We start from the raw sequence: 12,545 nt of genomic DNA, 5'->3' as shown, positions 1-12,545 counted from the left end.
CGCAGGTCGCCAAAAGGAATAAGTCAATGACCACTAAGAAAGCGGATTATATCTGGTTTAACGGCGACATGGTGCCCTGGGGTGAGGCCCGAGTACACGTGATGTCTCACGCCCTGCACTACGGCACCTCGGTTTTTGAGGGAGTGCGTTGCTACGAAACCCATCGCGGCCCGGCGGTATTCCGCCACCGTGAACATATGCAGCGCCTGCATGATTCGGCGCGTATCTACCGCATGCCGCTGGCCTACAGCGTTGACGAGCTGATGGCCGCCTGCCGTGAAACCCTGCGTCGGAATCAGCTGTCGAGCGCCTATATCCGCCCGCTGGTCTTTATCGGTGACGTCGGCATGGGCGTGAATCCCCCCGCGGGCTATAGCACGGATGTGATCCTCGCCGCCTTCCCCTGGGGGACCTATCTGGGGGAGGAGGCGCTGGAACAGGGCATCGATGCCATGGTTTCGTCCTGGCACCGGGCCGCGCCCAACACCATCCCGACCGCGGCCAAGGCCGGGGGAAACTATCTCTCTTCGCTGCTGGTGGGATCAGAGGCGCGGCGCCACGGTTATCAGGAGGGCATTGCGCTGGATGTCCACGGCTATGTTTCTGAGGGCGCTGGTGAAAACCTGTTTATGGTGAAAAACGGGGTGATCTTCACGCCGCCGTTTACCTCCGCCGCCCTGCCGGGGATCACCCGCGACGCGATCATCACCTTGGCACAGGCGCAGGGGCTGGAGGTTCGGGAGCAGGTGCTGTCACGCGAGGCGCTGTACCTGGCCGATGAAATTTTCATGTCGGGCACGGCGGCCGAAATCACGCCGGTGCGCAGCGTGGACAGTATCCAGGTCGGGATTGGCCGCTGTGGCCCTATCACCAAGCGGGTGCAGCAGGCCTTTTTTGGCCTGTTCAACGGCCAGACCGAGGACCGCTTTGGCTGGCTTGACCCGGTGAATCCGTAAGCCTGCCGTGCCGGTAGGCTGAGCCGATGGGGCGCCGGGAGCGCGGCGCCTGTTCATTGATTTTCCCGCGCAGCGCGGGTAACGCAGGGAGTGAATTGTGCATGCCTAAGTATCGTTCTGCCACGACTACCCATGGCCGTAATATGGCCGGTGCCCGCGCGCTGTGGCGCGCGACCGGAATGACCGACGCGGATTTCGGCAAGCCGATCATTGCCGTGGTGAACTCGTTTACCCAGTTTGTGCCGGGCCATGTGCATCTGCGCGATTTGGGCCAGCTGGTCGCCGCGCAGATCGAGGCCGCCGGCGGCGTAGCGAAAGAGTTTAATACCATCGCCGTGGATGACGGTATCGCCATGGGGCACGGCGGCATGCTCTATTCGCTCCCCTCGCGGGAGCTTATCGCCGACTCCGTTGAATATATGGTCAATGCCCACTGCGCCGATGCCATGGTCTGCATCTCCAACTGCGACAAGATCACGCCTGGGATGATGATGGCGGCGCTGCGCCTGAATATCCCGGCGATCTTCGTCTCCGGTGGGCCGATGGAAGCTGGGAAGACCAAGCTGTCTGACCAACTGATTAAGCTGGATCTGGTCGATGCGATGATCCAGGGAGCCAACCCGCAGGTCAGCGATGCGCAGAGTGAACAGATCGAGCGTGCCGCCTGCCCAACCTGCGGCTCCTGCTCCGGGATGTTTACCGCCAACTCCATGAACTGCCTGACCGAGGCGCTGGGGCTGGCGCTGCCGGGTAACGGCTCCCTGCTGGCGACCCACGCCGATCGCCGGGCGCTGTTCGAAGAGGCGGGGCGGCGTATCGTCGCTCTGACCCGCCGCTACTATGAACAGGATGATGCGTCAGCGCTGCCGCGCAGTATCGCCGGCAAGGCGGCCTTTGAGAATGCCATGACGCTGGATATCGCCATGGGGGGATCGACCAATACGGTACTGCATCTGCTGGCCGCGGCGCAGGAGGGGGAGATCGACTTTACCCTGACGGACATCGATCGCCTGTCACGCCAGGTGCCGCACCTGTGCAAGGTTGCGCCCAGCACGCCGGATTACCACATGGAGGACGTACACCGCGCGGGCGGCGTGATGGGGATCCTGGGCGAGCTGGATCGCGCCGGGCTGCTCAATCGGGGCGTCGTTAACGTTCTGGGACTGGACCTGAGTGAAACCCTGGCGAGCTACGACATCATGCGCAGCGACGATGAGGCGCTGTCATCTCTGTACAGTGCCGGCCCGGCGGGGCTGCGTACCGTCGTGCCTTTTTCGCAGTCCTGCCGCTGGGATGCGTTGGACAGGGATCGGCAGCATGGCTGTATCCGCGCGCGTGAACATGCCTACAGTCAGGATGGGGGGCTGGCGGTGCTCTCGGGCAACCTGGCGCAGGACGGCTGCATCGTCAAGACCGCCGGCGTTGAGTCCGATAGCCTGATCTTCCGCGGCCTGGCCCGGGTGTTTGAAAGTCAGGAGGAGGCCGTCGAGGCGATACTCGGTGGGCGGATCCACCCCGGCGACGCGCTGGTGATCCGCTATGAAGGGCCCAGGGGAGGGCCGGGAATGCAGGAGATGCTCTATCCTACCGCCTACCTCAAGTCGATGGGGCTGGGAAAGCAGTGCGCTCTGATCACCGACGGGCGCTTTTCCGGCGGAACCTCCGGCCTGTCCATCGGGCATGTCTCGCCGGAGGCCGCCAGCGGCGGCGCCATTGCGCTGGTGCGCGACGGCGATCCGATCGAGATCGATATCCCGGCGCGCCATATCCGCTTAGCCATTGCCGAAAGCGAGCTGGCGCTGCGTCTCCAGCAGGAGCTAGCGCGGGGCGCGCAGGCGTGGACTCCGCGCGACCGGCGCCGTACGGTCTCGCTGGCCCTGCGTGCCTATGCCAGTCTGGCGACCAGCGCCGATCGTGGCGCGGTGCGCGATAGAGCGAAGCTGGGAGGCTAACGATGGCATCGAACCCCCTTATCTCTTCGGCGCCGGACGGCGCGGAATACCTGCGGGCGGTGCTGCGCTCGCCGGTGTATGAGGCGGCGCAGGTCACGCCGCTGCAGGCGATGGAAAAGCTTTCAGGCCGCCTGGGTAACCATATTCTGGTCAAGCGCGAGGATCGCCAGCCGGTACACAGCTTTAAGCTGCGCGGCGCCTACGCGATGATCGCCGGGCTGAGTGAGGCCCAGCGGGCCTGCGGCGTGATCACCGCCTCGGCGGGAAATCACGCCCAGGGCGTGGCGCTGTCGGCGTCGCGACTGGGGATCGCGGCCACCATTGTCATGCCGCGGGCGACGGCAGAGATCAAGGTTGAGGCGGTACGCGGCTTCGGTGGCCGGGTACTGCTGCACGGCGCCAACTTTGATGAGGCCAAGGCCCATGCCATCCAGATGGCACAGGAAACCGGCATGACCTTTATTCCGCCCTTCGATCATCCGGCGGTGATCGCGGGTCAGGGAACCCTGGCGCTGGAGCTGTTGCAGCAGGATGCCCACCTCGACCGTATTTTTGTACCGGTGGGCGGCGGTGGGCTGGCCGCCGGCGTGGCCGTACTGATTAAACAGCTGATGCCGCAGGTCAAGGTGATCGGCGTGGAGGCCGAGGACTCCGCCTGCCTGCGCGCGGCGCTGGATGCCGGTCAGCCGGTAGATCTGCCGCGGGTTGGTCTGTTTGCCGAGGGCGTGGCGGTCAAACGCATCGGTGACGAGACGTTCCGCCTGTGCCAGCGCTATCTGGACGATGTGATTACGGTGAATAGCGACGCTATCTGCGCCGCCGTCAAGGATCTGTTTGAGGATGTACGGGCCGTCGCGGAGCCCTCGGGTGCGCTGGCGCTGGCCGGGTTGAAACAGTATGTCCAGCGACATGCGCTGCGCGGCGAACGGCTGGCACACGTGTTGTCCGGCGCCAATCTGAACTTCCACGGTCTACGCTATGTCTCCGAGCGCTGTGAGCTGGGTGAGCAGCGCGAGGCGCTGCTGGCGGTGACCATCCCGGAGCGTAAGGGCAGCTTCCTGGCGTTTTGTCAGCTGCTGGGGGGGCGCTCGGTGACCGAGTTTAACTACCGCTATGCCGATGCCGACAGCGCCTGCATTTTTGTCGGCGTGCGGCTGACCGGCGGGCGTGGCGAGCGTGAGGAGATCATCGCCTCGCTGCGCGGCGGCGGCTATCAGGTGGTGGATCTCTCCGATGATGAGATGGCCAAGCTGCACGTGCGCTATATGGTGGGCGGCCGGCCCAGTAAGCCGCTGCATGAGCGGCTGTATAGCTTTGAGTTTCCCGAGGCGCCCGGGGCGCTGCTGAAGTTCCTGCATACCCTGGGCACCCATTGGAACATCTCCCTGTTTCACTATCGCAGCCACGGTACCGACTTTGGCCGGGTGCTGGCGGCGTTTGAGCGGCCGGACAGCGATGCCAGCTTCGAGGCGCGTCTCAAGGAGCTGGGCTATGAGTGTCACGATGAGACGGGGAATCCGGCGTTTCGCTTCTTTTTGCAGGGATAGCGCTTAAGGCGCCGCGTGGGCCAGCAGCGACCAGAAGGCGGTGATCGGCGGCTCGCGCAGGCGTTTATGCTGCACGCAGACGCCGAGCTCAAAGGGGGCGATGGTAACGTCGTTGTCCAGCGTGACGATGCGGGTGCGTACGCTGTCCGGGCTGTTGTCGATCACTACCTCGGGCAGCAGGGCGATGCCGCAGCCCAGCGCCACCATGGAGACGATGGCTTCATGACCGGCGACGGTGGCATAAATACGCGGTGCCGGGATACGGCGGCGGCGAAACCACTGATCGATACGCTGCCGCGCCGGCCCGTGCTGCGGCAGAATAAATGGGATCTGCGCCCAGTCTGGGCGGGGGCGCTGCGCCTGACGGTGTACCGGGCAGGGCTGAGCCGGGGCGATCAGCCGCAGCGGGATTTCGCCAATTGGGCAGAATTCAACGCTGGCGGGTAGCGACTGCGGTCGTCCTGCGATAGCCAGATCCGCCGTGCCGCCCTGAACTTTGCCGACGGCGTCGGCGGCGTCGCCGGTGGTCAGGCGAATATCCACCTGCGGATGATGGGCGCGAAAACGGTCCAGGATCGGCGGTAGATGGCTGTAGGCGGCGGTTACGGAGCAGAACAGGTGCAGCTCGCCGCACAGCGCCGCGCCGTAGCTGTCCAACCCGCCGCGCAGTTGTCGGTAGTGCAGCAGCGTCTGGCGGGCGAAATCCTGCAGCTGTTCGCCTGCCGCCGTCAGGCGGACATCGCGGTTGTCGCGTAGCAACAGCGGTTGGCCGAGCTCCTCCTCTAAACGCTGGATCTGGCGCGATAGCGTGGAGGGACTGACGTGCACCGCCGCTGCGGTACGGCCAAAATGGCGGCTTTCAGACAGGTGTAAAAACAGCTTCAGATCGCGGATATCCATCGTATGGCGTCGCCTCAGTTGTTGCAAAATACGCAATTACATCTTCTCAATATATCAATTTAAGCAACATCCGTCCTAGCCTATGATGGATTTATCGCCGCCGGACAGGCGCCGGACGGGCAGGGTAACAGACAACGGGGTGTCGCCGGCAATATTGCCGGGAGCACGGCCACATCACTGAACAGGATGGAGTGCAGCATGAGCAACTATTTTAATACGCTGAATCTGCGCCAGCAGCTGGCGCAGTTGGGCAAGTGCCGTTTTATGGCGCGAACGGAGTTTACCGATGGGGCCAATGCCCTGCGCGGTAAGCAGGTGGTGATCGTCGGCTGCGGCGCCCAGGGGCTGAACCAGGGGCTGAACATGCGCGACTCGGGGCTGGACGTCGCCTATGCCCTGCGGACAGAGGCGATCGCCGAACGGCGCGACTCCTATCGCCGCGCCACCGAGCACGGTTTCCGCGTCGGGGATTATCAGGCCCTGATCCCACAGGCCGATCTGGTTATCAACCTGACGCCGGACAAACAGCATGCCGCCGTGGTCAGCGCGGTGCAGCCGCTGATGAAGCAAGGGGCAGCGCTGGGGTATTCGCACGGCTTTAATATTGTTGAGGTAGGACAGCAGATCCGTCCGGACATCACCGTAGTGATGGTTGCTCCCAAGTGCCCCGGCACCGAAGTGCGCGAGGAGTATAAGCGCGGCTTTGGCGTGCCGACCCTGATCGCGGTACACCCGGAAAACGATCCGCGCGGCGAGGGGATGGCGATTGCCAAGGCGTGGGCGTCGGCGACCGGCGGCGATCGCGCCGGGGTGCTGGAGTCATCGTTTGTGGCGGAGGTAAAGTCTGACCTGATGGGCGAGCAGACCATTCTGTGTGGGATGCTGCAGACCGGCTCACTGCTGTGCTATGAGCGTCTGGTCGCCGAGGGGGCCGATCCGGCCTGGGCCGGCAAGCTGATCCAGTTTGGCTGGGAGACCATCACCGAGGCCCTGAAGCAGGGCGGGATCACCCTGATGATGGATCGCCTCTCCAATCCCGCCAAGCTGCGCGCCTACGCGCTGGCCGAGCAGCTTAAGACGCTGATGGCGCCGCTGTTTGCCAAGCATATGGATGACATTCTCTCCGGCACCTTCTCTCAGGGGATGATGGCGGACTGGGCCGAGGACGATGCCCACCTGCTGACCTGGCGCGCGGAGACCGGTGAAAGCGCCTTTGAAAAGGCGCCGCCGTTTGAGGGCAAGATCGATGAGCAGACCTATTTTGATCGCGGTGTGCTGCTGGTGGCGATGGTGAAGGCCGGGGTCGAGCTGGCCTTCGAAACCATGGTCGCCTCCGGCATCGTCGCCGAGTCCGCCTACTATGAGTCGCTGCATGAGCTTCCGCTGATCGCCAATACCATCGCACGTCGGCGGCTGTATGAGATGAACGTGGTTATCTCTGATACCGCCGAATATGGCAACTACCTGTTTGCCAACGCGGCCGTTCCGCTGCTGCGTCAAGGGTTTATGGCGACTCTGCAGCCGGGAGATCTGGGGCAGCCGCTGCCGGCGGAGGCGGTGGATAACGCCGCGCTGCGCGAGGTCAATCAGGCCATCCGTCAGCATCCCATTGAGACGGTCGGCGAGCGCCTGCGCGGCTATATGACCGATATGAAGCGCGTGGCCGTCGCCGGTTAGCTGCGGTACAGCACCTTAATGATGTGGTAGCCGAAACGGGTTTTGATCGGGCCGATAGGGGTCAGCAGCGGGCCGCTGAAGACGGCGCGATCAAACTCGGGCACCATGTTTCCCTTCGTAAACTCCCCCAGGTCGCCACCCTGGCGCTTGGAGGGACAGCGGGAATGGCGACGCGCCAGCGTTTGAAATGAGGCACCTCGCTTCAGCTTTTGCAGCAGCGATTCGGCTTCGGCCTGACTCTCGACCAGAATGTGCAGTGCGGCGGCGCGGCGGGCCATGGGGGTATCCTTAGGGTTATTAAGAGCGGTGACGCAGAGATCGCGCAGGCGTCGGACGGTATGCGACCGCTCACCGGCGTGATGAAAACCTGCGTAGTGTACGGCGGCGGCGCAGCGCAGGCAATGCGCCGACGGCGCGGTTTTTTTTCCGTCGTCGCTTTCTGCTACAATCGCCTCCCGCCCACGGGGGTCATCATTAGCAGGAATATCGTCATGCGCTTAAATCCCGGTCAACAGCAGGCCGTCGAATTTGTTACCGGCCCCTGTCTGGTTCTGGCGGGCGCCGGCTCCGGTAAGACCCGGGTGATCACCAACAAGATAGCCCACCTGATCCGCGTGTGCGGCTATCAGGCGCGCCACATCGCCGCCGTCACCTTCACCAATAAGGCCGCGCGCGAGATGAAAGAGCGCGTGGCGCAGACGCTGGGGCGCAAAGAGGCCCGTGGGCTGATGATTTCAACTTTCCACACCCTGGGGCTGGAGATCATCAAGCGTGAGTATAAGGCGCTGGGGATGAAGTCCAATTTCTCCCTGTTCGACGATCAGGATCAGCTGGCTTTGCTGACCGATCTGACCGAGCGCTGGCTGGAAAAGGACAAAACCCAGCTGCAACAGCTGATCGCGACTATCTCCAACTGGAAGAACGATCTGATCGATCCCGCCCAGGCGGCGGCGCAGGCGCGTTCAGCGCGGGATCGGCTGTTCGCCGACTGCTATGGCCTGTATGACACCCAGCTCAAGTCCTGCAATGTACTGGATTTTGACGATCTGATCCTGCTGCCGACGCTGCTGCTGCGCCGTGACCCGGAGGTGCGCGAGCGCTGGCAACAGCGCATCCGTTACCTGCTGGTCGATGAGTATCAGGATACCAACACCAGCCAGTATGAGCTGGTGAAGCTGCTGGTCGGCAGCCGCGCTCGCTTTACCGTGGTGGGCGACGACGATCAGTCCATCTACTCCTGGCGCGGCGCGCGCCCGCAGAATCTGGTACTGCTGAAAGAGGACTTTCCGGCGCTGCAGGTGATCAAGCTGGAGCAGAACTACCGCTCTTCGCAGCGCATTCTTAAGGCGGCCAATATCCTGATCGCCAATAACCCACACGTCTTTGAAAAACGCCTGTTTTCTGAGCTGGGCTACGGTGAGCCGCTCAAGGTGATCACGGCTAACAATGAGGATCATGAGGCGGAGCGCGTGGTCGGTGAACTGATCGCCCATCACTTTATTCACAAAACTGCCTACAGCGACTATGCGATCCTCTACCGTGGCAATCACCAGTCGCGGGTGTTCGAAAAAATGCTGATGCAAAACCGCATTCCGTACAAGATTTCGGGCGGAACCTCTTTCTTTTCCCGCGCGGAGATCAAAGATCTGCTCTCCTATCTGCGGGTGTTGACCAACCCAGATGATGACAGCGCCTTTTTACGTATCGTCAATACGCCGCGGCGAGAGATAGGCCCCTCGACCCTACAAAAGCTTGGGGCGTGGGCGAATCAGCGCGGCATCAGCCTGTTTCGCGCCAGCTTTGACGTGGGGCTGGAGCAGACACTGAGCGGCCGCGGTCTGGCGTCGCTGCAGCATTTTACCCGCTGGATGGATGAGCTGTCCCAGCTGTGTGAGCGCGACGCAACGGCGGCGGTACGCGATCTGATCCACGGCATCGACTATGAGAGCTGGCTGTTTGAAACGTCGGCCAGTCCGCGCGCGGCGGAGATGCGCATGAAGAACGTCAATCAGCTGTTCGGCTGGATGACCGACATGCTGCAGGGTAGCGATCTGGATGAGCCGATGACCCTGACGCAGGTGGTGAATCGCTTTACGCTGCGCGACATGATGGAGCGGGGAGAGTCTGAGGAGGAGGCCGATCAGGTACAGCTGATGACCCTACATGCCTCTAAGGGGCTGGAGTTCCCCTACGTGTATCTGGTCGGCATGGAGGAGGGGCTGCTGCCGCATCAGAGCAGCATCGATGAGGACAACGTCGATGAGGAGCGGCGCCTGGCCTACGTCGGCATTACCCGGGCCCAGAAAGAGTTGGTGTTTACCCTGTGCCGCGAGCGCCGCCAGTACGGTGAGCAGGTGCGTCCGGAGCCCAGCCGTTTTCTGCTGGAGCTGCCGCAGGACGATCTGAGCTGGGAGAGCGCCCGTAAGGTGGTCAGCCCACAGGAGCGCATGCAGCGAGGACAGTCCCACCTGGCCAATCTGAAGGCGCAGCTGGCGCGGGCGAAATCGCCGCAGGACTAAGGGAAATACGCGCGAAAGAAAACGCGCGCGGGGCGCCCGACGAGCGTCCCGCGCGGCGTGGGATCCGACATTACGCCGACGTCGCTTCGACGATCTGCAGCGGCCAGTGGGCGTAGCCCTGCCAGAGGCTCTCTTGCTGCAGGCTTTCGGCGCGCAGCGGGTGAGCGGCGAGCCAGCCCGTCGGCAGGATCAGGCGCAGGGCGTCCTCCTCGCCGACCTGCGTCAGCAGCGACGGCAGCGCGCCGTCGTGGCGTTGACTGGCGAAAATGATCGCCAGGCGCAGCAGACGACACAGTCGCTGGGCGGTGCGTAGCGGAACGGCGTTCTGCTGGCCAAACAGCGCCAGATTGAGCGGACCGCTCTGGTTAGCCAGTAGGGTCGCCAACAGCTTTTTCTGCGCCGGCGTGAAGCCGGGCAGATCCAGATGGCGAACCAGATAGGCGGCGTGCTGCGGCGCCTGACGCACATCGACGCTCAGCCCCAGCTCATGGAGCAGGCAGGCCGCGTGCAGCAGCGTATGGGCGCAGCTGTCCAGCGGCCACGGGGGGGTTAGCTGCCGGGCCAGACTGTCGGCCAGATGCCAGACCCGCTCGGCCTGCCCTTCATCGATTAAAAAGCGCCGCTGAATGTTGTGCAGCGTCCGAGTTCGGACATCGCAGCCCACCGGCAGCGCCAGCATGCCATAGACCAGCCCCTCGCGCAGCGCGCCGCCGGAGAGGGTCATACTGTCGATATGCAGCGCCTCAAACAGGGCGATCAGAATGGCCAGGCCGCTGGGGAACACCAGAGCGCGCTCCAGGGTCAGTCCATCGATCTCCAGCTCTTCAAGCTTACCGCACTCAATGGCGCGATCGCGCAGCTGACACAGCTTATCCAGGGTGATACGTTCGTCCATCCCCTGGGCGACCATGATCTCCTGCAGAGCCTGCACGGTACCGGATGCGCCGACGCAGGCCTGCCAGCCATGGCGTAGCAGCGTGTCGCGCACCGGGGCTATCATCGCATGCGCGGCATCGCCGGCACGGGCAAAGTTGGCCTGTGTCAGGTGACGGTCGCTGAAGTAGCGCTCCAGCCACGTGACGCAGCCCATCTGTAGGCTGAATAGAACGTCGGCCTTGGCGCCTTCGCCGCAGGCTAGCTCGGTACTGCCGCCGCCGATGTCGACCACCAGCCGCTGGCGGGCGCCGCCGGTTGTGTGGGCAACCCCCTGATAAATCAGGCGGGCTTCCTCTTCACCGCTGATGATGCGTACCGGACGCCCGAGGATCTCCTGCGCTCGCTCGATAAACGCGTCGGCGTTCCGGGCGATGCGTAGCGTCGCCGTCGCAACGACCCGGATGTGGTCGATGGGAATATCCTGCAGGCGCTCAGCGAAGAGGCGCAGGCATTGCCAGCCACGCTGCATCGCATCCGGAGACAGAATATTGTCAGCGTCCAGACCGGCGGCCAGACGCACCTTGCGCTTGATCCGCGCCAGCGTCTGGATACCGCCGGCCATCTCGCGCACCACCAGCATGTGGAAGCTGTTAGAGCCTAAATCGATGGCGGCATACAACGCGGCGCTCTTGCCCATGCTGATTAACCTGAGCGTTTACGGTTAGGGCGCGGTGCGCCGCTGCCGCGGCGCGGCGATCCCGGACGGCGTGCGCCGGCGCCGTTACGGCTACGGCTCAGGCGTTTGGGGGCCGGCAGATCCTTGAGCAGGGCATCGCCGTTGTATTTGCTGACCGGAATCGAATGGCCGATATAGCTTTCGATAGCCGGCAGGTTCAGCACATACTCTTCACAGGCGAGGCTGATGGAGTTGCCGCTGGCGCCGGCACGACCGGTACGGCCGATGCGGTGTACGTAGTCTTCACAGTCGTCGGGCAGGTCATAGTTAAACACATGGGTGACCGCCGGGATATGCAGGCCGCGCGCGGCGACGTCGGTGGCGACCAGAATATCGATGTGCCCCTTGGTGAAATCTTCCAGGATGCGCAGGCGTTTTTTCTGCGGTACGTCCCCGGTCAGCAGACCGACGCGGTGGCCATCGGCGGCCAGGTGCCCCCAGATGTCCTCGCAGCGGTGCTTGGTGTTGGCGAAAATGATGCAGCGATCCGGCCACTCCTCTTCCAGCAGCGTCTGCAGCAGGCGCATTTTCTCTTCGTTGGAGGGGTAGAACAGCTCTTCCTGGATCCGGTGTCCGGTTTTTTGCTCCGGCTCAACCTCGACATACTCGGCGTTGTTCATATGCTCGAACGCCAGTTCACGCACGCGATAAGAGAGGGTGGCGGAAAACAGCATGTTGAGACGCTGGGCGGTCGGCGGCATACGGCGGAACAGCCAGCGAATGTCTTTGATAAAGCCCAGATCGAACATGCGATCGGCTTCGTCGAGTACCACGACCTGAATGGCGCCGAGGTCAACGTGACCCTGCTTGGTATAGTCGATCAGGCGTCCGGTGGTGCCGATCAGAATATCAACACCCTGCTCTAAGACCCGGAGCTGCTTGTCATAGCCATCGCCGCCGTAGGCCAGGCCCAGGCGCAGGCCGGTTTCTTGGGCCAGAGGCTCGGCATCGGAGTGGATCTGGACGGCCAGCTCACGTGTCGGCGCCATAATCAGCGCGCGCGGCTGATTGGTTTTGCGCTCGGCAATGGCCGGATGAGTCAGTAGATAATGAAAAGTAGACGCTAAAAATGCTAGCGTCTTGCCGGTGCCGGTTTGCGCCTGTCCCGCAACGTCACGCCCGGCGATCGCCAGGGGCAATGCCAGTGCCTGAATGGGAGTGCAGCTGTGAAACCCTTTTGATTCAAGGGCTTTTATCACCATTGGGTGCAGGGCGAAGTCGGCAAACTTCTGTTCAGTCAAGTGTGTTTTGCTCATAATGGCGTAGAATAACAGTTAACCGTATCTTCACGAAAGTATTGCTTTACGAAAGCGTATCCGATGAAATAAAGTCAACCCTTTGTTGGGGGAAGTAGGCTATTACTATAACCAACAAGGCAGACT

At 62.8% G+C, this 12,545-nt stretch carries 9 protein-coding genes; 5 read left to right on the top strand and 4 right to left on the bottom strand.

Annotated features, from left to right (window positions below):
* The first annotated feature begins 26 nt into the window (after window positions 1–26).
* From QY76_RS02405 to ilvA, 3 genes are all read left to right on the top strand, one after another.
* Window positions 27–956, top strand: a complete 930-nt coding sequence (locus QY76_RS02405) for a branched-chain amino acid transaminase (protein ID WP_045426514.1) — start codon at window positions 27–29, stop codon at window positions 954–956.
* A gap of 101 nt (window positions 957–1,057) precedes the next feature.
* Window positions 1,058–2,908, top strand: a complete 1,851-nt coding sequence (ilvD, locus tag QY76_RS02400; protein WP_034164517.1) for a dihydroxy-acid dehydratase — start codon at window positions 1,058–1,060, stop codon at window positions 2,906–2,908.
* 2 nt (window positions 2,909–2,910) lie between these two features.
* Window positions 2,911–4,455, top strand: a complete 1,545-nt coding sequence (gene ilvA / locus QY76_RS02395; RefSeq protein ID WP_045426511.1) for a threonine ammonia-lyase, biosynthetic — start codon at window positions 2,911–2,913, stop codon at window positions 4,453–4,455.
* A 3-nt stretch (window positions 4,456–4,458) separates the two neighbouring features.
* Here the strand turns inward: ilvA and ilvY are convergent, their stop codons facing one another.
* Window positions 4,459–5,355: an HTH-type transcriptional activator IlvY gene (ilvY, locus tag QY76_RS02390; protein WP_034164519.1), complete on the bottom strand. Its 897-nt coding sequence runs from the start codon at window positions 5,353–5,355 to the stop codon at window positions 4,459–4,461.
* 198 nt (window positions 5,356–5,553) lie between these two features.
* Here ilvY and ilvC point away from each other — a divergent pair, with 198 nt between their 5' ends.
* Window positions 5,554–7,032, top strand: a complete 1,479-nt coding sequence (ilvC, locus tag QY76_RS02385) for a ketol-acid reductoisomerase (RefSeq protein WP_034164520.1) — start codon at window positions 5,554–5,556, stop codon at window positions 7,030–7,032.
* On the opposite strand, the gene ppiC is transcribed toward ilvC, so the two are convergent.
* A complete protein-coding gene (gene ppiC, locus QY76_RS02380) occupies window positions 7,029–7,310 on the bottom strand; it encodes a peptidylprolyl isomerase PpiC (RefSeq protein ID WP_045426508.1) in 282 nt (93 codons plus the stop codon). The two genes, ilvC and ppiC, sit on opposite strands and share 4 nt — an antisense overlap.
* A 213-nt stretch (window positions 7,311–7,523) precedes the next feature.
* Between ppiC and rep the strand changes: the two genes are divergently transcribed.
* On the top strand, window positions 7,524–9,551 hold the full coding sequence (gene rep, locus QY76_RS02375) for a DNA helicase Rep (protein ID WP_034164590.1): 2,028 nt from the start codon (window positions 7,524–7,526) through the stop codon (window positions 9,549–9,551).
* A gap of 70 nt (window positions 9,552–9,621) precedes the next feature.
* On the opposite strand, the gene gppA is transcribed toward rep, so the two are convergent.
* Window positions 9,622–11,124 (bottom strand): guanosine-5'-triphosphate,3'-diphosphate diphosphatase, encoded by a 1,503-nt coding sequence (gppA, locus tag QY76_RS02370; RefSeq protein ID WP_034164522.1) that lies wholly within the window; start codon window positions 11,122–11,124, stop codon window positions 9,622–9,624.
* 5 nt (window positions 11,125–11,129) lie between these two features.
* The gene (gene rhlB / locus QY76_RS02365) at window positions 11,130–12,419 is read right to left on the bottom strand and encodes an ATP-dependent RNA helicase RhlB (RefSeq protein WP_045426505.1); all 1,290 of its coding nucleotides are present in this window, start codon (window positions 12,417–12,419) and stop codon (window positions 11,130–11,132) included.
* Window positions 12,420–12,545: the final 126 nt, after the last annotated feature.

The organism is Edwardsiella sp. EA181011 (assembly GCF_000800725.1).
GTDB classification, from domain to species: Bacteria; Pseudomonadota; Gammaproteobacteria; order Enterobacterales; family Enterobacteriaceae; genus Edwardsiella; species Edwardsiella anguillarum.
This window is presented reverse-complemented; position numbering and strand designations above follow the sequence as displayed.

What these genes read in the sequence shown, in the direction of transcription:
- QY76_RS02405 (WP_045426514.1), top strand. Translation starts at nt 27, where the DNA reads ATGACCACTAAGAAAGCGGATTATATCTGGTTTAACGGCGACATGGTG.
- ilvD (WP_034164517.1), top strand. Translation starts at nt 1,058, where the DNA reads ATGCCTAAGTATCGTTCTGCCACGACTACCCATGGCCGTAATATGGCC.
- ilvA (WP_045426511.1), top strand. Translation starts at nt 2,911, where the DNA reads ATGGCATCGAACCCCCTTATCTCTTCGGCGCCGGACGGCGCGGAATAC.
- ilvY (WP_034164519.1), bottom strand. Translation starts at nt 5,355, where the DNA reads ATGGATATCCGCGATCTGAAGCTGTTTTTACACCTGTCTGAAAGCCGC.
- ilvC (WP_034164520.1), top strand. Translation starts at nt 5,554, where the DNA reads ATGAGCAACTATTTTAATACGCTGAATCTGCGCCAGCAGCTGGCGCAG.
- ppiC (WP_045426508.1), bottom strand. Translation starts at nt 7,310, where the DNA reads ATGGCCCGCCGCGCCGCCGCACTGCACATTCTGGTCGAGAGTCAGGCC.
- rep (WP_034164590.1), top strand. Translation starts at nt 7,524, where the DNA reads ATGCGCTTAAATCCCGGTCAACAGCAGGCCGTCGAATTTGTTACCGGC.
- gppA (WP_034164522.1), bottom strand. Translation starts at nt 11,124, where the DNA reads ATGGGCAAGAGCGCCGCGTTGTATGCCGCCATCGATTTAGGCTCTAAC.
- rhlB (WP_045426505.1), bottom strand. Translation starts at nt 12,419, where the DNA reads ATGAGCAAAACACACTTGACTGAACAGAAGTTTGCCGACTTCGCCCTG.